This window comes from Streptomyces sp. cf386, from assembly GCF_900103585.1.
GTDB lineage: Bacteria > Actinomycetota > Actinomycetes > Streptomycetales > Streptomycetaceae > Streptomyces.
The window spans coordinates 110,635-131,915 of record NZ_FNHV01000007.1; the positions used below are offsets into that span (position 1 = coordinate 110,635).

The following is a 21,281-nucleotide window of genomic DNA, read 5'->3' on the forward strand; positions in this document are numbered from 1 at the left end:
CTTCATGTGCCTGGGTCTCAACAACCCGATATGCAGATGTCAGTTGTGACCGAAGCGCTTCTGCCGGCCCTTGCGGGCCATGTCGCCCGGGGTCACCTGCGTGGCGCGCTGCTCGGCCTGCGTCTCCATCGAAGACTGCTGGGCCTGCTGCTGACCACGCTCGGACTGCGGCTGCTTTCGGTCCTGCTTCTTGTTCTTGGCCATGGTGATGCCTCCTGTGGGGGATCTAGGGGCCAGGGCCGCGACCAGATTCACATAGGCTGATAAAGAACGCATTTCGGATAATTACCGTGTGTGACAGCGGTTGTCGGGGCGTGAGGACTGGCGCGTCGCGGCGGCGATGCCCCGAAACGCCACGCCGAAGATCGAGTTCGCCCCGTTAACCCCCGCGCGGTCGGGCAGACTCGAAGGAAGCCTGAAGCAAACCTCCCGGGAAGAGGGTGAGTCGTGTGGACCGCTGCATCGTCCTGGTGGACGCCGGGTATCTGCTGGGGGCCGCCGCCAGCCTGCTCGCCGGGGAACCCTCCCGGTCCCGGATCACCGTCGACCACGCCGCCCTCATCCAGGGGTTGCGCGAACGCGCCGAGTCCGACACCCAGCAGCCTCTGCTGCGCATCTACTGGTTCGACGGCGCCCCTGACCGCGTTCCCCAGCCCGAGCACCGCCGACTGCGGGTGATGCCCCGGGTCACCGTCCGGCTCGGCGCCCTGACCCGCAGCGACGGCCGCTGGGCGCAGAAGGGCGTGGATGCCGCGATGCACGCCGAGCTCACCGAGCTGGCCCGCAACCGCGCCTGCTCGGATGTGGTGCTGGTGACCGGAGACGGCGATCTGCTGCCGGGCATGATGGCCGCCAAGGAACACGGCGTCGCCGTACATCTGTGGGCCGTGCAGGCCGCCGACGGTGACTACAACCAGTCCGAGGACCTGGTCGCCGAGGCCGACGAACGGCGCGTGCTCGACCGTACGTGGATCACCAAGGCCGTACGCGCCAAGGAGCTCACCGGCGTGTGCGCGCCGCCGCCCGTGCCCCGGCCCGAGATCGCCGCGATCCTGTCCGCCCCGCTGCCGGACTCCGCGCTCGGCGCGCGGACCGAGCGGCCCGCCGAGGAGGGCGAGCACGCCCCTGCGGTCGCCGCTTCGGAGAACGGCACGCAGGACCGGGTGCCGGCTCCCAAGGGCGTGCCCACGCCGAAGGACCTCGCCGCCCTGCGCGCGCCCGGCGTGCAGCCGGCCCAGCACCCCGCGAGCGCGACGCTGCGCTGGTCCTCCGACAAGGGGTGGGTCGACCGGCCCGGCGTCGCCGCCGAGTCGCCCGAGGCCTCCCAGATGCCGACGCTGGCGCAGCTGACCACGGCGGAGCAGCGGTGGGCCGACCGGGAGGAGGACATCACGACGGTCGGCGGCGATCCGTACGAGGTCGGGCAGGTGTTCGCGCGACGGTGGATGGGGCGGCTGGGGGACCAGGGCAATCTGCAGCGGCTGTCCGGGATGTATCCGCGGATTCCGCATCGGATCGACGGGGAGCTGCTCAGGTACGCGGCTCGGTTCGGGTTGCTCGCGCACAAGGACGATCAGATCGACGAGCATGATCGGTACGCGATCCGGGCCGGGTTCTGGCGCGAGATCGATGTGCGGACGGCGGCGGAGCATGCGCCTGCCGGCGAGTGAGCCGACGGAGACCGTGGGGCACGGGGGATTCGTGGTCACCGGTTGAATCGGCCTCACCGGTTGAATCGGCAGATTTATGATCACCGGCGGATTTATCGGTACGGCGAGTTTTGTGGTCGCGAGCTGGCGGTTTGTGCCGAGTGGCCGACCCGAGGACGGACCTGAGGTCCGGACCCCGTAGTCTCGTCCCTTGTGAGTACGCGCGTGGGACAGGCACTTCGGCACAGTGGGGATGTCGTGTGTGCCGTGCGCGGGCTGACCAAGACCTATCCGGCCGTGCGCGGGCGGCGCGGTACGCCGGGGACACCCGAGGTGCGGGCCACCGACGACGTACGGCTGGACATCCGGGGCGGCGAGATCTTCGGGCTGCTCGGCCCGAACGGCGCCGGCAAGACGACTCTCGTACGACAGCTCACCGGGCTGATGCGGCCCGATCGCGGCAGCGTGGAGATCCTCGGGCACGACATCGTGCGGCACCCGGAGCGGGCCGCGCGCATCCTCGCCTACCTCGGGCAGGAGTCGACCGCCCTCGACGATCTGACCGTGTCGCTCGCCGCCGAGACGACCGGGCGGCTGCGCGGGCTGGAGGTACGGCAGGCGCGGGCCGAGCGGGACGCCGTACTCGACGAGCTGGGCCTCGGGCCGCTGGCCGGGCGGCCGATCAAGAAGCTGTCCGGCGGGCAGCGCCGCCTTGCCTGCTTCGCCGCCGCGCTGGTGGGGGAGCGGCCGTTGCTCGTGCTCGACGAGCCGACCACCGCGATGGACCCGGTGGCGCGGCGCGCCGTGTGGTCGGCCGTGGACCGGCGGCGGGCCGAGCTCGGTACGACCGTCGTGCTCGTCACCCACAACGTCATCGAGGCCGAGACCGTGCTCGACCGGGTCGCGGTGCTGGACCGGGGCCGCGTGATCGCCTGCGACACGCCGTCCGGGCTCAAGGAGCGGGTCGCGGGCGAGGTACGGGTCGAGCTGCTGTGGCGGGAACGGGCGCCGCTGGATGTGCCCGAGGTCGCCGCGCTGCAGGACCGGGTCGTGGAGTCCGGGCGTCGCTGGACGCTGCGGCTCGCCCCCGAGGAGGCCCGCGCGGTCGTCGCCACCGTCACCGGCGGGGCCGCGTTCGCCGCGCTGGACGACTTCACGCTCGCCACGCCCAGCCTGGAGGACGTGTATCTGGCGCTGGGCGGGGCCGCGCAGCAAGGGCTGGTGAAGGCTTGAGCACGCAGCCCGCCGTATCCGTATCCGTTTCCGTATCGGTGTCCGTACCCGTGCGGAACAGGGCCACCTCCCCAGTGAACCCCCGTGTGAAAGGGAGCAGCGCCACGTGAGTGTCGTACCCGCCGAGGTTCTGCCGGGCAGCGCCCTGGCCGTGGACGAGACGGCCGCTCCGGCCGTTGCCGAGCTCGGGCCGCGTGCGCGGCTGTGGCCGGCGCTGTGCGCCGTGTACCGGGCGCAGCTGTCCCGGGCGCGGGTCGCGCGTATTCCGCTGCTGTTCGTGGCGACCTTCCAGTCGATCGGGATCATGATCCTGATGCGCGGGGTCGTGGACGGCGGGGCCGAGGCGCAGGCCGTGGTGGCCGGGTCGGCGGTGCTCGTGGTCGCCTTCGTCGCGCTGAATCTGCTCGCGCAGTACTTCGGGCAGCTGCGGGCGAGCGGCGGGCTCGACCACTACGCCACGCTGCCGGTGCCGCCGGCCGCCGTGGTGCTCGGGGCGGCGGGGGCGTACGCCTCCTTCACCGTGCCGGGGACCGTGGTGACCGCCGTCTTCGGGTGCGTGCTGTTCGGGCTGCCGATCGCGCATCTGTGGGTGCTCGTCGCGGTGATCCCGCTCGCCGGGGCCGCGCTCGCCGGGCTGGGAGCGGCGCTCGGACTGCTCGCGCCGCGGCCCGAACTGGCCACGCTGCTCGGGCAGTTGGGAATGTCCGCGGCGCTGCTGCTGGGTGTGCTGCCGGCCGACCGGATGCCGGAGGTCGTGCGGTTCGCGCGGGATCTGCTGCCTTCGACGTACGGCGTGGAGGCATTCGCGCGGACCTTCGGGCCGCACCCCGACTGGGCGTTCGTGCTCGGTGACCTCGCCGTGTGCGGGGTCGTCGGCGTCGTCTCGCTGGCCGTCGCCACCTGGGCCTACCGCCGGGCGGCCGTCCGGTGACGCGCCGCACAGGACGGCCTGGCACGATGGCAGAGTGACCGCTCCGCTGACTCCACCACCGCCGCCGCGTGACCAGTCCCCGAACAGCGCGTGGCAGCCGCCTGCTGCCGGGCAGGCCGCGTCCGCGCCGCATGCGCCTCATGACGCCGGGTACGGTGCTCCGTCCGGCTTGTACGGACCTCAGGGTCCGCACGGCATGTACGGCGTCCAAGGCTCGTACGAACAGGACGGTCCCGGGATGAAGACCGAAGTGCGAGAGGCTGCCGTGGTCGCGCTGGTGGTGGCGCTCAGTGGGGCGCTGCTCGGGGTGCTGTGGTGGTGGCTGGCGCCGAGTGTGCCGCTGGTCGGGGAGGTCCTCGACAAGAACTGGGTCGTCTACTTCAAGGACACCGAAGGGGAGCAGGCCGCGGGGGTGGACGGAACGTTCACTCTGCTTGCGCTCGCGTTCGGGCTGGTCAGTGCGGTTGTCGTCTTCCTCATACGGCGGCGTGGGGGTGTGCCGTTGGTGGTGGGGCTGGCGGTCGGTGCGTTTCTCGGGTCCTTGCTGGCCTGGAAGGTCGGGGTGTGGCTCGGGCCCTCGCAGGATGTGATCGCCCATGCGAAGGAAGTGGGCAAGGGGGTCACCTTCTCGGCGCCGGTGAAGCTGGGGGCCAAGGGGGCGTGGCTGGTGTGGCCGTTGGCCGCGCTGGTGGTGCATCTGGGGCTGACGGCGATGTTCGGGCCTCGGGATGCGGATCCGTATCAGGAGCAGTTGGGGGCGCGGCCGGATCAGGGGCCGTATGGGGCGCCGCCGGTGTAAGGCGTTCGGTGGGTGGTTGCCGCCGGGTGATTTCGCCCCCGCCGCCCCTACCCGTCCCATCCTCCAGGGGCTCTGCCCCTTCGACCCCGGGCGCCTTCCTGGGGGCTCCGCCCCCAGACCCCCATTTCGGCCCTGAAGGGGCCTCGTCCTCAAACGCCGGACGGGCTGAAGTGCCCGGACCGGCGTCGAGGGGGCCTCCTAGGGCGTGCTGGTCGTCATGCCGGGCGGCGTCCGTGGTTCGAGCGGCCCTTCTTGATGCGCCACTTGCGTTTCCGCGTTTTCTTCGACATGTCTCTCGTGTTTAACCGAGGAGACCGGGGGCGTCGAGGGGTCACGCACGGCCGATGGGGGCCAGGGTCGCGTTCGTGAGGTGGGTGAGGGCCTCGGGGGCGAGTTCGACCTCCAGGCCGCGGCGGCCCGCCGAGACGCAGATCGTGGGGTGGGCGGTGGCCGAGGCGTCCAGGACCGTCGGGAGTTTCTTGCGCTGGCCCAGGGGGGAGATGCCGCCGCGGACGTAGCCGGTGGTGCGTTCCGCCAGGGCCGGGTCGGCCATGGCCGCGCGCTTGCCGCCGACCGCCGACGCCAGGGCCTTGAGGTCCAGCTGACCGGCCACCGGGACCACCGCCACCGTCAGGGTGCCGTCCACGTCCGCCACCAGCGTCTTGAAGACCCGGTCCGGTGACACGCCCATCGCCTCGGCCGCCTCCTCGCCGTAGGAGGGGTGGGAGGGGTCGTGGTCGTAGGCGTGGACCGTGTACTCGACGCCCGCGGACGTGAGGGCGACCGTCGCGGGGGTGCCGCCCGGCTGTTGCTGGTTCTTCTTCGACTTCTTCGCCATGGTGGCCGGTTCCCCAGAGGTCGTGCGTCAGTGCCTGCGTGTGTCAGTTGAGGCTCGTCGGGCCGCGCGTCAGGTCCGACGCCGGCAGCGATGGCAGGGTACGGATGATCGACGTCTCGGCGCGAAGGAGTTTCAGTTCGTCGCGCAGGCGGGACGCGATGTCCGGGGACTGGAGCAGGCGTTGCTTCGTCGGGGTGTCCAGCATCATCGCGGCGGCCACCAGGTAGGAGACCACCGACGGCTGGTCCGGGAGTTCGGTCGCCGTGGACAGGGAGCGTTCGCGGGCGCCCGCCAGGCGCTTCTGGTACTGGCGGAAGGCGCGGAGTACTCCCTCCGCGAGCGCCCCCGCCTCGTCCCCCGGCTCCTCGGGCAGTTCCTCCAGCTCCGCCGTCAGGAACGGGCCCGACGCGTCGACCGAGAGCAGACGCACGCGCGTCGTCCCCGTCGCCAGCACCTCGAACGTGCCGTCGGCCCGCTCCCGGATCGTCGCCGCGTCCGCCACACAGCCCACCCCGTGGAACGCCTTGACCGGGTCCGGGCCGAAGCCCGCGGTGGGGCCGCGGTCGGGGAGGGCCGTCGGGTCGGGCATACCGGGGGAGCTCGGGGCCACCTCGTGGCCGTCGCGGATCGCCACGACGGCGAAACGGCGCGGTTCCTCCTCGGGGGTCTTCAGCAGCTCGCGCATCATGGCGCGGTAGCGCTCCTCGAAGACGTTCAGAGGGAGTACGAGGCCCGGGAACAGCACCGAGTTCAGGGGAAAGAGCGGAAGGCGGACGGTCACGGCGCCAAAGCCTAGTGGTCGCCGGAGTGAACGCGTCCGCCGCGCCCACTCCGTGGATCACCGGCGCGCGCCGGGGAGGCCGTGGCAGCCGCCTGCGCGCGGATCTCGTCCCGCACCTCCAGGAACCGGCCCAGCGGATCGTCCGAGAACCGGCTCCACGGAAAGGACGTGGCGTACGGGCCGATCAGCCGCAGCTGCTCCAGGGCGTCCTCCCAGCGGTCCAGCCGTGCCAGGACGTACGTCAGCTTGTTGCGCATCCCGGCCGGCCACAGGTCGGCCGCCGGGAACCGCGCGGAGAGCGCGACGGCCCGGTCCGCCGCCGCCTCCAGCCGCTCGGGCGGCACGCCCGGACCGCAGCCGTCGGTCAGGTAGGCGAAGGCCGCCCGGGTCGGCAGCGCCTGGACGAGGGAGTCGGCCGGGGCGTCCTGGGCGGCCCGGTCGGCGAAGTCGAAGCACTCCCGGTGCGAGCCGTGCCAGGACGAGGCCAGATAGCGCAGGGCCGCCACATGGCAGCCGTAGTGGAGCGGGGCGCGGCGCAGTGCCGCCTCCCACAGTTCCCCGAAGTAGGTGTGCCCGGCGCGTGAGCCGCGCGCGTGGTCCAGGGCGATCCGCCACGGCACCGGGTCGCGATCGTCGGCGCGCGCGGCGGCCGTGATCAGCGGGCTCACCCCGCGCAGCAGCTCGGCCCGCGCCGGTGACCGCCAGGCGTGGTCCACCGCGAGCTGGGCCTTGACCAGCAGCGCGTCCGGGTCGTGCGGGGCGGCCGCGCACCAGGCCCACAGCCACTCCGACCGCGAGCGCGCGAAGGCCGCCAGCCGCAGCACATACCCGTCGCGGTGCTCCCACCGCGCCCCCAGCCGCGTGGCGGCGAGCAGCTCGGCGGCAGGCTCGTAGGCGCCCCGCCCGGCCGCCACCAGCGCGGGACCCAGGTGGTCGTCGGGCGCGTCGAGGAGCACCTCGGCGTCGGCGGGGAGACCGCCGGCGGGGTGTTCGACGGTCCTGGGCGTCCGGGACGCGCGGCCGAACGGGAGCAGCAGAGCCATGGTGTCGACCATTGAAAGACCGCTGGTCTCGCTCGCGCCAGAGGGAACGGGCAACCCGTGGAAAGTTGTACGCGGATGGGTCAAGAACCGGTAAAGGTCAACGGTTCAACAACTGTCGGACATGCACACGTTCCGCTCAGGAACCTCACTGACCTCACCAAACACTGCCGTGTCAGCTCCGCCGCAGCAACCGCGTCGCCCCCGCCGCCACCGTCGTCGCCAGGATCCAGCCCAGCAGGATCATCGCGGCGGCCAGCCACTGCCAAGCCCCGCTGAGCTGCCAGAACCCGACCTGGCCCAGGTCGATGACCGGCAGCAGCAGATCGAGGGCGAACAGCGCAGGGTTCCAGGCCGGATGCTCGCCGCCCTTGAGTGGCGGCGGTGGGTCCGCGTAGGTGAAGGCCACCGAACTCGCTGCCCAGAGCACCGCCATCCACACGGCGGCCCGGCCCGGCCGATAGCCGTAGGCGACCATCCAGTCCTGCGCGTAACCCACGAGCTTGGCCGCCGCCGGCAGCGTCTCGCGGCGCCGGCGCTGCTTGGCGAGCAGCACCTCGCGCGCGTCCTCGTCCTCACCGCCGGCCCGCAGGACGGAAGCCAGCCGTTCGTACGGCTCCGGGTTGTACTCGGCGGTCGCGGCGGAGACCCACTCCAGCCGCCGCTCCAGCGGGAACGGACCGCGCGGCACGAGGTTCTCGTAGCTGAAGCCGCCCATGTGCAGCAGACCGGGCCCGGGCCACGCGTCCGCTCGGTCCATCAGGTTGACGACCCGCGCACCCGACAGCACCACCCCGCCGCGTTCCGGCCCCTCCCCGAGGAAGCGCAGCTCGGGCGTCTGGATGCGGCGCAGCGACAGCTCCTGCTCGTCGGTGAACGTGAACCGGGCCCGCTCCAGGTCCACCGCGTCGCCGAACCGCCCGTCGTCCAGCCGCACCCCGCCCTGGCACTCGAACCGCTGGATACGCGTCCCGCGCGCGGGCGTACGGCCGCTCAGCAGCGGACTGCCGACGCCCGCCGGGGTCAGATACAGGGTGCGCCCGACGGTCAGCTGGGGCGCGTTCAGCGCGAGCCGCGTGTACGGGTTGACCAGCCGCGCGCCCCGCAGGCTGAGCGACACGCCGATGGTGGCGCCGCGCAGGCTCAGCTCGCCGTGCGACTCCAGCATCTCGGCCTGGAGGTCCTGGCCGACGCTGATGCCGTCCGCCGCGATCGACCGGCCGCTGCGGTCGCGGTAGACGATGGCCTGGTTGAGCAGCAGATCCGTGCCTATGTGGGCGTCGGTGAGCCGTACGCCGTTGTGGAAGCGGCAGCGCGGCAGATGCAGATCGCCCTCGGTGTGCACCCGGGCGGCCTCCAGGCGCGGCACCGCGCAGTCCACCAGCCGTACGGTCGTGAAGCGGGCCTCCGGCAGCCGGACCTCCCGGTCGAAACGGCAGCCGCGCAGCTCGACGTACGGCACCACCGTGCCGCCCGCCAGGTCCATCGCGTCGCTGATCCGCACGCCGACCAGCTTCAGCGAGGACACCCGGCCCGCGAGGGCGGGCGGTCCGTCCAGCAGCAGCCAGCAGACGATACGCGCGCGTACGGTCCGCTCCTCGCCCCAGGGATGCCCGCCGTGCGGATCGTCGACGACCGTGTCGCCGCTGCTCAGGTCGTACACGCTGCCGTTGCGGAAGGCCTGCCACATGCCGAGTTCGGCGGCGGTCAGGTCGTCCGGCAGGTCGTCCGGCAGGTCCCCGTCACGGAGGCCGGAACCTTCGGTCACGTCTTTTCCATCCCCCTCAGCTACTGGCGGGTTTAGTACAACTGTTCATGCCCGCTGAGTTACGCCCCGAACGCTAGACGTGAAGGTGATCTTCCAGGTTCCCGAGGAGTTCTGTTCCACCCAGTGATACGCGCGCACGACGCCGAACCCGGGTCTGAGAGAATTGAGCCCGTGATCTCCCGAATCGATCTGCGCGGCGACGCCCTCCCCGAGGGCCCCGCCCTGCGCGACCTGCTGCCCCGAGCCGACTTCGACGTCTCGGCCGCCCTGGAGAAGGTGCGTCCGATCTGCGAGGCCGTGCATCATCGGGGCGACGCGGCGCTGATCGACTTCGCGGAGAAGTTCGACGGCGTCAGGCTCGACCAGGTGCGGGTGCCCGCCGAGGCCCTCGGCAAGGCCCTCGCGGAACTCGACCCGGCCGTGCGCGCGGCCCTGGAGGAGTCCATCCGCCGCGCCCGTCTCGTCCACCGCGAGCAGCGCCGTACGACGCACACGACCCAGGTCGTGCCGGGCGGTTCCGTGACCGAGAAGTGGGTGCCGGTCGACCGCGTCGGGCTGTACGCGCCCGGCGGCAGGTCCGTCTACCCGTCCTCCGTGATCATGAACGTGGTGCCCGCCCAGGAGGCCGGCGTCGAGTCGATCGCGCTCGCCTCCCCCGCGCAGGCCGAGTTCGGTGGCCTCCCGCACCCGACGATCCTCGCCGCGTGCGCGCTGCTCGGCGTCGACGAGGTGTACGCGGCCGGCGGCGCCACGGCCGTCGCGATGTTCGCGTACGGCACCGAGTCCTGCCCGCCCGCCGACATGGTCACCGGCCCCGGCAACATCTGGGTCGCCGCCGCCAAGCGCTACTTCACCGGCAAGATCGGCATCGACGCCGAGGCGGGCCCGACCGAGATCGCCGTCCTGGCCGACGCCACCGCCGACCCGGTGCACGTCGCCTCCGACCTGATCAGCCAGGCCGAGCACGACCCGCTCGCCGCCGCCGTCCTCGTCACCGACTCCGTGGAGCTCGCGGACGCGGTGGAGAAGGAGCTGGAGCCGCAGGTCGCGGCCACCAAGCACATCGACGACCGGATCGTCCCGGCACTCAAGGGCAGGCAGTCCGCGATCGTGCTGGTCGACGGTGTCGACGAGGGCCTCAGGGTCGTCGACGCGTACGGCGCCGAGCACCTGGAGATCCAGACGGCCGACGCGGCCGCCGTGGCCGACCGGGTACGCAACGCCGGCGCGATCTTCATCGGGCCCTGGGCGCCGGTCTCGCTCGGCGACTACGCCGCCGGCTCCAACCACGTGCTGCCCACCGGTGGCTGCGCCTGCCACTCCTCGGGCCTGTCGGTCCAGTCCTTCCTGCGCGGCATCCACATCGTCGACTACACGAAGGACGCGCTGGCGGACGTAGCGCATCACGTGGTCACGCTGGCGGAGGCGGAAGACCTGCCGGCGCACGGCGCGGCGATCAAGGCTCGTTTTGGCGGAGCCGAACAGTGGACACGTGGTTGGAAGGTTCCAGAAGGCAAGTGACAGGCATCGACGATCTCCCCGTACGGGACGAGCTGCGCGGCAAGTCCCCCTACGGCGCGCCCCAGTTGGACGTCCCGGTACGGCTGAACACCAACGAGAACCCCTACCCGCTGCCCGAGCCCCTGGTCGAGCGGATCGCCGAGCGCGTCCGTGAGGCGGCCCGGAACCTCAACCGCTACCCGGACCGGGACGCGGTCGAGCTGCGCACCCAGCTCGCCAAGTACCTGACGGACACGTCCGGCCACGAGGTGGGCCTCGCCAACGTCTGGGCGGCCAACGGCTCCAACGAGGTCATCCAGCAGCTGCTGCAGACCTTCGGCGGACCGGGCCGTACGGCCATCGGTTTCGAGCCGTCGTACTCGATGCACGGCCTCATCTCGCGCGGCACCGGCACGGGCTGGATCTCCGGTCCTCGGGGCGAGGACTTCACGATCGACCTCGCGGCCGCCGAGAAGGCCATCGCCGAGAACCGGCCCGACGTCGTGTTCATCACCACGCCCAACAACCCGACGGGTAACGCGGTTCCGCCCGAGACCGTCCTCGCGCTGTACGAGGCCGCGCAGGCCGCCAAGCCCTCGATGGTCGTGGTCGACGAGGCCTACATCGAGTTCAGCCACGGCGACTCGCTGCTGCCGCTGCTCGAAGGTCGGCCGAATCTCGTCGTCTCCCGGACGATGTCGAAGGCCTTCGGCGCGGCCGGCCTGCGCCTCGGCTATCTCGCCGCGCACCCGGCGGTGGTGGACGCCGTCCAGCTGGTACGGCTGCCGTACCACCTGTCGGCCGTCACCCAGGCGACCGCCCTGGCCGCCCTGGAGCACACCGACACGCTGCTGAAGTACGTCGAGCAGCTGAAGTCGGAGCGGGACCGGCTGGTGAGCGAGCTGCGTGCGGTCGGCTACGACGTCGTCGAGTCCGACGCGAACTTCGTGCAGTTCGGCAGGTTCGAGGACTCGCACACGGCCTGGCAGAAGATCCTTGACCGGGGAGTCCTCGTCCGGGACAACGGCATCCCGGGATGGCTGCGGGTGTCCGCCGGAACCCCCGAAGAGAACGACGCGTTCCTCGACGCGGTACGTGCACTGAAGAAGGAGCAGACCACATGAACCGCGTAGGCCGCATAGAGCGGGTGACGAAGGAGACCTCGGTCCTCGTCGAGATCGATCTCGACGGGTCCGGGAAGGTCGATGTGTCGACAGGTGTCGGCTTCTACGACCACATGCTCGACCAGCTCGGCCGGCACGGTCTGTTCGACCTGACCGTGAAGACCGAGGGCGACCTGCACATCGACTCCCACCACACCATCGAGGACACCGCCCTCGCGCTGGGCGCCGCCTTCAAGCAGGCCCTCGGCGACAAGGTGGGGATCTACCGCTTCGGCAACTGCACGGTCCCGCTGGACGAGTCCCTCGCCCAGGTCACCGTCGACCTCTCAGGCCGCCCGTACCTCGTGCACACCGAGCCCGAGAACATGGCGCCGATGATCGGCGAGTACGACACGACGATGACCCGGCACATCCTGGAGTCCTTCGTCGCCCAGGCCCAGGTCGCGCTGCACGTGCACGTGCCGTACGGGCGCAACGCCCACCACATCGTGGAGTGCCAGTTCAAGGCGCTGGCGCGGGCCCTGCGGTACGCCTCCGAGCGCGACCCGCGCGCGGCCGGCATCCTCCCCTCGACGAAGGGCGCCCTGTGACCGGCCTCTCGACCCTGCTGATCGTCGTCGGCCTCTTCCTGGCCGGCGGCATCTACTCCTTCGTCAAGCAGCAGATGCCGAAAAGCCTCATCGTGTTGCTGTCGATAGGCGCCGCGATGTGTCTGGTCGCGGGCGTCCTGAGGCTGGAGGTGTGGAATTGACCGACTCGAAGAAGGTCGTGGTCTTCGACTACGGCTTCGGCAACGTCCGTTCCGCCGAACGCGCCCTCGCGCGCGCGGGTGCCGACGTCGAGATCACCCGTGACTTCGACAAGGCCATGAACGCCGACGGCCTGCTGGTGCCGGGCGTCGGCGCCTTCGCCGCCTGCATGCAGGGCCTGAAGGAGGCACGCGGCGACTGGATCGTCGAGCGGCGGCTGTCCGGCGGGCGCCCCGTGATGGGCATCTGCGTCGGCATGCAGATCCTGTTCGCGCGCGGCATCGAGCACGGCGTCGAGACCGAGGGGCTCGGCGAGTGGCCGGGCTCGGTCGAGCCGTTGCAGGCCGACATCGTGCCGCACATGGGCTGGAACACCGTGGACGTGGCGGCCGGCTCCCAGCTGTTCGCCGGCCTGGACGCGGACGCGCGCTTCTACTTCGTGCACTCCTACGCCGTCCACGACTGGAGCCTGGAGACCGAGAACCCGGTGATGACCGCACCGCTGGTCACCTGGTCGACGCACGGCAAGCCCTTCGTGGCCGCCGTGGAGAACGGCGCCCTGTGGGCCACCCAGTTCCACCCCGAGAAGTCCGGCGATGCCGGAGCGCAGCTGCTCACCAACTGGATCGGAACCCTGTAGAGACATGGCCAAGCTCGAACTCCTCCCCGCCGTCGACGTCCGTGACGGCCAGGCCGTCCGCCTCGTGCACGGCGAGTCCGGCACCGAGACGTCCTACGGCTCCCCGCTGGAGGCCGCCCTGGCGTGGCAGCGCTCCGGCGCCGAGTGGCTGCACCTGGTCGACCTCGACGCGGCCTTCGGCACCGGCGACAACCGCGAGCTGATCGCCGAGGTCGCGGGCGCGATGGACATCAAGGTGGAGCTGTCCGGCGGTATCCGCGACGACGCCTCCCTGGCCGCCGCGCTCGCCACCGGCTGCACGCGCGTGAACCTCGGTACGGCCGCCCTGGAGACCCCCGAGTGGGTCGCCAAGGTCATCGCCGAGCACGGCGACAAGATCGCGGTGGGCCTGGACGTACGAGGCACCACGCTCCGCGGTCGCGGCTGGACCCGGGACGGCGGCGACCTCTACGAGACGCTGGAGCGCCTCAACAGCGAGGGCTGCGCCCGCTACGTCGTCACCGACATCGCCAAGGACGGCACGCTCCAGGGCCCGAACCTGGAGCTGCTGAAGAACGTCTGCGCGGCGACGGACCGCCCGGTCGTCGCCTCCGGCGGCGTGTCGTCGCTGGACGACCTGCGGGCCATCGCCGATCTGGTGCCCCTCGGTGTCGAGGGCTCCATCGTCGGCAAGGCCCTGTACGCGAAGGCGTTCACCCTGGAAGAGGCCTTGGAGGCGGTAGCCGAGTGAGCGACGTACGACGCGTCACGACAGGCGCTCCCTGGGAAGACGCCTTCGGCTACTCCCGGGCGGTCGAACTGCCGAACGGCCTCGTGCTGGTCTCCGGCTGCACGTCCATAGTGGACGGTCAGATCGCCGGAGGCGGTCCGTACGAGCAGACGGTCAACGCCTTCAACGTCGCGTTCGCGGCGTTGGAGCAGTTGCGCCTCGGCCGCGACGATGTCGTACGTACGCGCATGTACATCACTCATGCCCGGGACGTGGACGAGGTCGGACGCGCTCACAAGGACCTGTTCGACTCCGTCCGGCCCGCCACATCCATGATCATCGTCTCCGGCTTCGTGGACCCCAGCCTGGTCGTCGAGGTCGAGGTGGAGGCGTACCGAGAGGCACCCGAGTCATGACCCTGGCCGTACGAGTCATCCCCTGCCTGGACGTCGACAACGGCCGGGTCGTCAAGGGCGTCAACTTCCAGAACCTGCGCGACGCGGGCGACCCCGTCGAGATGGCGAAGGTGTACGACGCCGAGGGCGCCGACGAGCTGACGTTCCTGGACATCACCGCCTCGTCGGGCAACCGCGAGACGACGTACGACGTGGTGCGCCGCACCGCCGAGCAGGTGTTCATCCCGCTGACGGTCGGCGGCGGTGTCCGCACGGCCGAGGACGTGGACAAGCTGCTGCGCGCGGGCGCCGACAAGGTGGGCGTCAACACCGCCGCCATCGCCCGCCCCGACCTGATCCGCGAGATCGCCGAGCGGTTCGGGCGGCAGGTGCTCGTGCTGTCGGTGGACGCGCGGCGCACGGCGGGCGGGTCCTTCGAGGTGACCACGCACGGCGGTCGCAAGGGCACCGGCATCGACGCCGTCGAGTGGGCGCACCGCGCCGCCGAGCTGGGCGCGGGCGAGATCCTGCTCAACTCGATGGACGCGGACGGCACGAAGGACGGCTACGACCTGGAGATGATCCAGGCCGTGCGCAAGCACGTGACGGTTCCGGTGATCGCGTCCGGCGGTGCCGGCAAGCTCGCCGACTTCGCGCCGGCCGTCGGGGCGGGGGCGGACGCGGTGCTCGCCGCGTCGGTGTTCCACTTCGGGGATCTGCGGATCGGCGAGGTGAAGGACGCGTTGCGGGGAGCCGGGCACCCCGTCCGTTGACACTGGGCTGAGCCCCGGTCGCCCTGGAGGCGGCCGGGGCTTTCTCATGGAGAGACGCGAAAGAGAAGTTGCGCAAAATCTGTTGTGCAATTTTTCTTTCGTATCTACGGTGAGGGCATGACAGGCAAGGAAAGAGACCGCCGGATCACGGACCTGGGCACCCTCAAGGCGCTCGCCCATCCGCTGCGGATGAACCTTCTCCGCGGGCTGACGATCGCCCGGGTCGCCACCGCCTCACAGCTCGCCGAGCAGGTCGACGAGGCGGTCTCCCTGGTCAGCTACCACCTGCGCAAGCTCGCCGAGCACGGGCTCATCGAGGAGGCCGAGCCGCAGAGCGCGGACGGTCGTGAGCGCTGGTGGCGGCCCGCCTCGGACGGCGTGCGCATCCGCGAGGAGGACTTCCGCGACGCCCCCGAGAAGGCGGCCGCGCACACGGCGGCGAGCCGGCTCTTCGCCGAACAGCGCACCGAGATGTACCGGCGCTGGCTCGACCAGCGCGCCCACTGGGGCCCCGAGTGGAACCGGGCCGCCGAGTCCTCCGAGTCCCACCTGCGCCTCACTGCGGACGAACTGACCGAGCTGAACAAAGAGTTGCTGGCCCTCCTGCGCCGGTACGACGCGCAGGGACAGGCCGCTGAGGCCGCCGGCGACATCGAGGGCCGCGAGAGCGTCGCGGTGCACACGTACGCCTTCCCGTTCCGGACCTGAGAGGACCGACGTGCCGTCGACGCAGACCGGCTCCGTGCCCACCGCCGTGGCGGAGCGCGCCGCCCACCGTGACCCCAACGTGCTGCGCTGGCTCGGGGCCTACGCCTCGTCGGCCGTTGGCGACAACGTGTACTACCTCGCCCTGTCCTGGACCGCCGTCCAGGCCGGAACGCCCGCCCAGGCGGGTCTGGTGACGGCGCTCAGCGCGGTACCGCGGGCCGTGCTGATGTTGGTCGGGGGAGTCGTCGCCGACCGCTTCGGCCCGCGCAGGGTGCTGATCGGCAGCGACGCGGTGCGGTGCGCGGCGGTCCTCGCGGTCGCCGGACTGCTGCTCGTGGGCCGCCCGGGCCTGTGGCCGCTGGCCGCGCTGGCCCTGCTCTTCGGGGCCGTCGACGCCGTCATGATGCCCGCCCTGGGCGCGCTGCCGAGCCGGATCACCGGGCGCGGACAGCTCGCCCGGGTGCATGGTATGCGCGGACTCGCCGTCCGGCTGGCCAACGTCGTCGGGGCCCCGCTCGGCGGCCTCGGCGTCGCCCTCGGGGGCACCGCGGCGGCGTTCGGTCTGGCCGGGCTGCTGTTCGCGGCCTCCCTGCCGCTCCTGATCGCCCTGCGGGTGGGACGGCAGCCCGCGGACGACACACGCGCGCGTGGCAGCGCCTGGAGCGATCTGACCGGCGGCCTGCGCTACATACGCGGCCACCGCGTCCTGCTGCCGCTGATCGTCGTCATCGCGCTCAGCGACCTCGGTTTCGTCGGCCCGCTCAACGTCGGCCTGGCCCTGCTCGCCGACGAACGCGGCTGGGGCGCCGGGGGCGTCGGATGGGTGCTCGCCGGGTTCGGCACGGGCGCGGGAGCTGCCTCGCTGCTGCTCACCGCCCGGGGCCACGTCCCGCGCGCGGGACTCGTGCTGTCCGTGTCCGGCGTGACCAGCGCGGTCGCGATCGGTGCCCTGGCCTTCGTGCCGCACCTCGCGGTCGCCGCTGCCGTGGCCCTGTCCATCGGGCTCATCTCCGGGCTGAACGGCGTCCTGTGCGGGGCGCTCCTGCAGGCCGAGTCCGACCGGGCCTACGTCGGCCGGGTCACGTCCGTGTCGACGTTCTTCAGCCTCGGTGTCGCCCCGCTCACCTTCCCCCTGACCGGCGCCGCGATCGGCCTGTGGGGCACCGGCCCCGTCTTCGTCGCCAGCGCGGCCGTCTGCGGGCTCGCCGGAGTGGTCGGCCTGTGCGCACGGAATCTGCGCCGGGCCGAACTGCCCCGCTGAGCCCCAGGTTGCCGGCCGATCCTCAGATCCCGAGCTGCTTCCCCTCGTGCAGCTTGGCGATCGCGTCCTTCTCGCCGTCCAGCTCGACCTTGGCGGCGCTCTGCCGGCCGTAGGCGAACAGCAGCAGCTCCGAGGGCTCGCCGGTCACCGTGACGACCGGCGTGCCCCGGTGGGCGACCGCCGTCTGGCCGTCGGGGCGGCGCAGCACCAGACCCGTCGGGGCGCTGCGGCCCACCAGACGCGCGGAGCGCTCCAGACGGGACCACAGGGCGTCCTGGAAGACCGGGTCGAGTTCGCGCGTCGTCCAGTCCGGCTGGGCACGGCGGACGTCCTCGGTGTGGACGTAGAACTCGATCGTGTTCGACGCCTCGTCGATCTGCTTGAGCTGGAAGGGCGAGAAACGCGGCGGGCCGGTGCGGATGAGCTGGATCAGCTCCTCGTACGGCTTCGCCGCGAACTCCTCCATCGCCTTGTCCAGCCGCGAGGAGAGCTGCTTCACCAGCAGGCCGGCGGCAGCGTCGGGGCGACGCTCGCGCACCACCACGTGCGCGGCGAGATCACGGGTCTGCCAGCCCTCGCAGAGGGTGGGGGCGTCGGGGCCCTCGGCCTCCAAGAGGTCGGCGAGGAGAAGTCGTTCACGCTGGGCGAAGGTCGACATGGAGTCAGCCTACGACCACCCCTCGGGTCCGCCCACCCGTCACCCGACCACCACCCCTCAACGAGGTGCCGGCGCGCCGCCCCTATCCATCCAGTGGACACCGGCCCGTCACTGTCAGTGGCAGGCGGCACAATGGCATGCATGACCACCAGCACGCCCCGTCAGCCCAGCCGGCTGGACCCCGAGGTCGCCGCGCGCCTCAAGCGCAGCGCGGACGGACTCCTGCCCGCCATCGCCCAGCAGTACGACACCGGAGAGGTGCTGATGCTCGGCTGGATGGACGACGAGGCGCTGCATCGCACGCTCACCACCGGCCGCTGCACCTACTGGTCGCGCAGCCGCCGGGAGTACTGGGTCAAGGGCGACACCTCCGGCCACTTCCAGTGGGTCAAGTCCGTCGCCCTCGACTGCGACGCCGACACCCTGCTCGTCAAGGTCGACCAGGTCGGCGCCGCCTGCCACACGGGCGCGCGCACCTGCTTCGACGAGGATGTGCTGCTCAAGGACGCCGATTCCGGCGTACCGGCAGTGGATCAGTAAGGTCAGCCGCCATGGACCTAGAGACGTTCCGCAAGCTGGCCACCGACCGCCGCGTCATTCCGGTCACCCGCAAGCTCCTCGCCGACGGCGACACCCCGGTCGCCCTCTACCGCAAGCTTGCCGCCGAGCGCCCCGGCACGTTCCTGCTGGAGTCCGCGGAGAACGGCCGCTCCTGGTCCCGCTACTCCTTCGTGGGCGTCCGATCCGCGGCCACCCTCACCGAGCGCGACGGACAGGCCCACTGGCTCGGCACCCCGCCCGTCGGCGTCCCCACCGAGGGCGACCCGCTCGCCGCCCTGCGCGCCACCATCGAGGCCCTGCACACCCCGCGCGACCTCGCCCACGACCTGGGCCTGCCGCCCTTCACCGGCGGCATGGTCGGCTACCTCGGCTACGACATCGTGCGCCGCCTGGAGAAGATCGGCCCCGGCGAGCGGGACGACCTCAAGCTCCCCGAGCTGACCATGCTGCTCACCAGTGACCTCGCCGTCATGGACCACTGGGAGGGCTCCGTCCTGCTGATCGCCAACGCGATCAACCACAACGACCTCGACACCGGCGTCGACGAGTCCTACGCCGACGCGGTCGCCCGCCTGGACGCCATGGAGGCCGACCTCTCGCGCCCGGTCGCCCAGCCCCCGGCCGTGCTGCCGCCCTCGGAGCTCCCGGAGTACACCGCCCTGTGGGGCGGCGAGGACTTCCAGGAGGCCGTCGAGGACATCAAGGAGCGCATCCGGGCCGGCGAGGCCTTCCAGGTCGTCCCCTCCCAGCGCTTCGAAACGCCGTGCACGGCAAGCGCGTTGGACGTCTACCGGGTGCTGCGGGCGACGAACCCCTCCCCGTACATGTACCTGTTCCGCTTCGACGGCTTCGACGTCGCCGGCTCCTCGCCGGAAGCCCTGGTGAAGGTCGAGGACGGGCAGGCGATGGTCCACCCCATCGCCGGAACCCGGTGGCGCGGGGCCACCCCGCAGGAGGACCAGGCCCTCGCCGACGAACTGCTCGCCGACCCGAAGGAACGCGCCGAGCACCTCATGCTGGTCGACCTGGGCCGCAACGACCTGGGGCGGGTCTGCGAGCCGGGTTCCGTCGAGGTCGTCGACTTCATGTCCATCGAGCGGTACTCGCACGTGATGCACATCGTCTCGACCGTGACCGGACGGGTCGCACCCGGCCGCACGGCCTTCGACGTCCTGACCGCCTGCTTCCCGGCCGGCACGCTCTCCGGCGCCCCCAAGCCCCGGGCGATGCAGATCATCGACGAACTCGAGCCGTCCAGGCGGGGGTTGTACGGCGGCTGCGTCGGCTACCTCGACTTCGCGGGCGACTCCGACACGGCCATCGCGATCCGTACGGCCCTGCTGCGGGACGGAACGGCGTACGTCCAGGCCGGCGCGGGCATCGTCGCCGACTCGGACCCCGTCGCCGAGGACACCGAGTGCCGGAACAAGGCGGCTGCCGTCCTGCGTGCGGTGCACACGGCGAACCGGCTCATGTGACCGCCGGGTACCGGTTCAAATGCCCCGGGGTGAACCCGGGTGGCCCCTATCACCCCAACCCCGGGTGACTGTTCGCTCGGGGTTCGGGTGATAGTGGAGTACGTGACTGCTGTTCCTCACCCCCGTTCCGAAGCCCCCGGTTCCGCCCGGGCCGGCCGTATGAGCCTCGCCATCGCCCTGCTGTGCGGTGCCCTCGGCGCGGCCGTCGCGCTGCTCTCGACCCGGCAGCACTGGTCGGAGGGCACCGTGACGGTGGCCGGCGGCCCGTTCCCGTTGATCGCCAAGGGCAGCGACGTCACGGGCGTCCCCGCGGCCCTGGCGATAGTGGGGCTCGCCGCCCTCGTCGCCGTCTTCGCCGTCCGCCGGGCCGGCCGCTTCATGGTCGCCGCCCTGCTCGCGCTCTCCGGCGCCGGCACCGTCGCGGCGGCCCTGCTCGGCGCCTCCGACAGTTCCGCGCTCGACGAGAAGGCCGCGCAGGCCTCCGGCGACACCTCGGCCACCGTCCAGGCCCTCACCCACACCGCCTGGCCGTACGTCGCGGCCGTCGGCGGCGTCCTGATCCTGCTCGCCGGACTCCTGGCCCTGCGCTACGGCCGCCTGTGGCCCGGCATGTCCGGCCGCTACGAGCGCGGCGGCGCACCCCGCCAGCGCCGCAAGGCCCCGGCCACCGACCCCGACCGGCCCGAGGAACTCTGGAAGGCCCTGGACCGCGGCGAGGACCCGACCGGGGCGTAGCCCGGGCCGCCGCGTCGTGACCCCCCGATCACCGCACGCGCACGCGTGCGGGACAATGACAGCGAGCGACCGGCTCACCCACGTACAACACGTACACAGCAACGAGGAGCAAGCAATGGCGGGCAGCAGCCACGGTCACACCCCGGCCGCCTGGACCGGTGTCACGATCGCCTTCATCGGTTTCTGCGTCTCGGGCGCCTTCATGGTGATGGCCCAGCCCGCGGGCTTCTGGGTCGGCCTGGCCGTCGTGGTCCTCGGCGGCGTCGTCGGCTGGATCATGAGCTCGATGGGCATGGGCCAGCCCAAGGACGCTCACAAGGCGCTGCTCATGTCGCAGGAGGCCGAGACGGCGAGCGCCAAGGGCTGAGACCCGTACGACTTCGCTGAGGGGCGACCCGGCGCCGATGGGTGCCAGGGGACGCCCCTCACGCGTGTGCGGGGGCACAATGCATGACGTGAACGCCGACAGCCCCGACAGCCCGAAGGTGCCCCGGCCCGGCGCCGACACGGTGGTGCGCCGACTGGCCGTACCGGCGGGGGTGCTCGCGGCCGTCGCCGGGGCCTTCGCATACGTGGGAGCCGTGGACCCGAACGAACCCGGCCACTACCCCGCCTGTCCACTCCTCCAGGTCACCGGGCTCTACTGCCCCGGCTGCGGCGGCCTGCGCAGCGCGCATGCCGTCGTCCACGGGGACTTCGCGGCGGCGCTCCAGGACAACGCGATCGCTGTCGTCGGCTACGCGCTCTTCGCCGTGGTGTGGACCGTCTGGGTGGTCCGGGCGGCGCGCGGGCGACCGCTCGCGCTCGATCTCTCGCCGGCGCGTCTGTGGGCGGTGGGGGCGTTGCTGCTGGTCTTCACCGTTGTCCGGAACCTGCCGTTCGGTGGCTGGCTGCATCCTTGATCAACTGGGGAACGTCCAGGTAGTGGGACCGGCGTCAACCGGATGTGAG

At 71.7% G+C, this 21,281-nt stretch carries 25 protein-coding genes; 19 read left to right on the top strand and 6 right to left on the bottom strand.

Translation table 11 applies throughout. From position 1 onward, the window contains the following. Positions 1–39 precede the first annotated feature (39 nt). Positions 40–204 (bottom strand): hypothetical protein, encoded by a 165-nt coding sequence (locus tag BLU79_RS48280; RefSeq protein ID WP_093907043.1) that lies wholly within the window; start codon positions 202–204, stop codon positions 40–42. Between the two features lie 245 nt (positions 205–449). On the opposite strand from BLU79_RS48280, the gene BLU79_RS19220 reads away from it, so the two are divergent. The 4 genes from BLU79_RS19220 to BLU79_RS19235 all read left to right on the top strand — a co-directional run bounded on the left by BLU79_RS19220 (position 450) and on the right by BLU79_RS19235 (position 4,612). Then, positions 450–1,670, top strand: a complete 1,221-nt coding sequence (locus BLU79_RS19220) for an NYN domain-containing protein (RefSeq protein WP_093907044.1) — start codon at positions 450–452, stop codon at positions 1,668–1,670. Positions 1,671–1,907: 237 nt separating this feature from the next. Beyond that, positions 1,908–2,882 (top strand): ABC transporter ATP-binding protein, encoded by a 975-nt coding sequence (locus BLU79_RS19225; protein WP_093907045.1) that lies wholly within the window; start codon positions 1,908–1,910, stop codon positions 2,880–2,882. A gap of 106 nt (positions 2,883–2,988) precedes the next feature. After that, complete coding sequence (locus tag BLU79_RS19230) at positions 2,989–3,813, top strand: ABC transporter permease (RefSeq protein WP_093907046.1); 825 nt, start codon at positions 2,989–2,991, stop codon at positions 3,811–3,813. Positions 3,814–3,847: 34 nt separating this feature from the next. Then, complete coding sequence (locus BLU79_RS19235) at positions 3,848–4,612, top strand: AAA family ATPase (RefSeq protein ID WP_177001085.1); 765 nt, start codon at positions 3,848–3,850, stop codon at positions 4,610–4,612. 331 nt (positions 4,613–4,943) lie between these two features. On the opposite strand, the gene ybaK is transcribed toward BLU79_RS19235, so the two are convergent. The 4 genes from ybaK to BLU79_RS19255 all read right to left on the bottom strand — a co-directional run bounded on the left by ybaK (position 4,944) and on the right by BLU79_RS19255 (position 9,039). After that, entirely contained in the window at positions 4,944–5,450 is a 507-nt protein-coding gene (gene ybaK, locus BLU79_RS19240; protein ID WP_093907048.1) for a Cys-tRNA(Pro) deacylase, read from the bottom strand. 43 nt (positions 5,451–5,493) lie between these two features. Beyond that, complete coding sequence (locus BLU79_RS19245) at positions 5,494–6,231, bottom strand: LON peptidase substrate-binding domain-containing protein (RefSeq protein WP_093907049.1); 738 nt, start codon at positions 6,229–6,231, stop codon at positions 5,494–5,496. An 11-nt stretch (positions 6,232–6,242) separates the two neighbouring features. After that, a complete protein-coding gene (locus BLU79_RS19250; protein ID WP_093907050.1) occupies positions 6,243–7,286 on the bottom strand; it encodes a hypothetical protein in 1,044 nt (347 codons plus the stop codon). Positions 7,287–7,446: 160 nt separating this feature from the next. Next, the gene (locus BLU79_RS19255; protein ID WP_093907051.1) at positions 7,447–9,039 is read right to left on the bottom strand and encodes an oxidoreductase; all 1,593 of its coding nucleotides are present in this window, start codon (positions 9,037–9,039) and stop codon (positions 7,447–7,449) included. Between the two features lie 171 nt (positions 9,040–9,210). On the opposite strand from BLU79_RS19255, the gene hisD reads away from it, so the two are divergent. The 10 genes from hisD (at position 9,211) to BLU79_RS19300 (ending at position 16,898) form a co-directional block, all read left to right on the top strand. Next, a complete protein-coding gene (gene hisD, locus BLU79_RS19260; protein WP_093907052.1) occupies positions 9,211–10,560 on the top strand; it encodes a histidinol dehydrogenase in 1,350 nt (449 codons plus the stop codon). Then, the gene (locus BLU79_RS19265) at positions 10,557–11,663 is read left to right on the top strand and encodes a histidinol-phosphate transaminase (RefSeq protein ID WP_093907053.1); all 1,107 of its coding nucleotides are present in this window, start codon (positions 10,557–10,559) and stop codon (positions 11,661–11,663) included. The genes hisD and BLU79_RS19265 overlap by 4 nt, the downstream gene beginning before the upstream one ends. Further along, positions 11,660–12,253: an imidazoleglycerol-phosphate dehydratase HisB gene (hisB, locus tag BLU79_RS19270; protein ID WP_093907054.1), complete on the top strand. Its 594-nt coding sequence runs from the start codon at positions 11,660–11,662 to the stop codon at positions 12,251–12,253. The genes BLU79_RS19265 and hisB overlap by 4 nt, the downstream gene beginning before the upstream one ends. After that, positions 12,250–12,414: a hypothetical protein gene (locus BLU79_RS48285; protein ID WP_030680790.1), complete on the top strand. Its 165-nt coding sequence runs from the start codon at positions 12,250–12,252 to the stop codon at positions 12,412–12,414. Before hisB ends, BLU79_RS48285 begins: the two co-directional genes overlap by 4 nt. Continuing rightward, positions 12,405–13,052, top strand: a complete 648-nt coding sequence (gene hisH / locus BLU79_RS19275; RefSeq protein WP_093907055.1) for an imidazole glycerol phosphate synthase subunit HisH — start codon at positions 12,405–12,407, stop codon at positions 13,050–13,052. The genes BLU79_RS48285 and hisH overlap by 10 nt, the downstream gene beginning before the upstream one ends. Before the next feature lie 4 nt (positions 13,053–13,056). Next, entirely contained in the window at positions 13,057–13,782 is a 726-nt protein-coding gene (priA, locus tag BLU79_RS19280; RefSeq protein WP_093907056.1) for a bifunctional 1-(5-phosphoribosyl)-5-((5-phosphoribosylamino)methylideneamino)imidazole-4-carboxamide isomerase/phosphoribosylanthranilate isomerase PriA, read from the top strand. Next, complete coding sequence (locus BLU79_RS19285; RefSeq protein WP_093907057.1) at positions 13,779–14,177, top strand: RidA family protein; 399 nt, start codon at positions 13,779–13,781, stop codon at positions 14,175–14,177. Before priA ends, BLU79_RS19285 begins: the two co-directional genes overlap by 4 nt. Next, on the top strand, positions 14,174–14,929 hold the full coding sequence (hisF, locus tag BLU79_RS19290) for an imidazole glycerol phosphate synthase subunit HisF (protein WP_093907058.1): 756 nt from the start codon (positions 14,174–14,176) through the stop codon (positions 14,927–14,929). Before BLU79_RS19285 ends, hisF begins: the two co-directional genes overlap by 4 nt. A gap of 117 nt (positions 14,930–15,046) precedes the next feature. Beyond that, the gene (locus BLU79_RS19295) at positions 15,047–15,637 is read left to right on the top strand and encodes an ArsR/SmtB family transcription factor (protein WP_093907059.1); all 591 of its coding nucleotides are present in this window, start codon (positions 15,047–15,049) and stop codon (positions 15,635–15,637) included. A gap of 10 nt (positions 15,638–15,647) precedes the next feature. Next, entirely contained in the window at positions 15,648–16,898 is a 1,251-nt protein-coding gene (locus BLU79_RS19300) for an MFS transporter (protein WP_093907060.1), read from the top strand. Between the two features lie 22 nt (positions 16,899–16,920). On the opposite strand, the gene BLU79_RS19305 is transcribed toward BLU79_RS19300, so the two are convergent. Continuing rightward, positions 16,921–17,556 carry a TIGR03085 family metal-binding protein gene (locus BLU79_RS19305; RefSeq protein WP_093907061.1) on the bottom strand — a complete coding sequence of 212 codons (636 nt, stop codon included), beginning with the start codon at positions 17,554–17,556 and terminating at the stop codon, positions 16,921–16,923. Positions 17,557–17,697: 141 nt separating this feature from the next. Here BLU79_RS19305 and hisI point away from each other — a divergent pair, with 141 nt between their 5' ends. The 5 genes from hisI (at position 17,698) to BLU79_RS19330 (ending at position 21,232) form a co-directional block, all read left to right on the top strand. Next, positions 17,698–18,096 (top strand): phosphoribosyl-AMP cyclohydrolase, encoded by a 399-nt coding sequence (hisI, locus tag BLU79_RS19310; protein ID WP_093907382.1) that lies wholly within the window; start codon positions 17,698–17,700, stop codon positions 18,094–18,096. 11 nt (positions 18,097–18,107) lie between these two features. Next, on the top strand, positions 18,108–19,595 hold the full coding sequence (locus tag BLU79_RS19315) for an anthranilate synthase component I (protein ID WP_093907062.1): 1,488 nt from the start codon (positions 18,108–18,110) through the stop codon (positions 19,593–19,595). Between the two features lie 93 nt (positions 19,596–19,688). After that, the gene (locus BLU79_RS19320) at positions 19,689–20,330 is read left to right on the top strand and encodes a TIGR02234 family membrane protein (RefSeq protein WP_093907063.1); all 642 of its coding nucleotides are present in this window, start codon (positions 19,689–19,691) and stop codon (positions 20,328–20,330) included. A 115-nt stretch (positions 20,331–20,445) separates the two neighbouring features. After that, entirely contained in the window at positions 20,446–20,697 is a 252-nt protein-coding gene (locus tag BLU79_RS19325; RefSeq protein ID WP_093907064.1) for an HGxxPAAW family protein, read from the top strand. Between the two features lie 79 nt (positions 20,698–20,776). Then, positions 20,777–21,232: a DUF2752 domain-containing protein gene (locus BLU79_RS19330; protein WP_093907065.1), complete on the top strand. Its 456-nt coding sequence runs from the start codon at positions 20,777–20,779 to the stop codon at positions 21,230–21,232. The last annotated feature ends 49 nt before the right edge of the window (positions 21,233–21,281 follow it).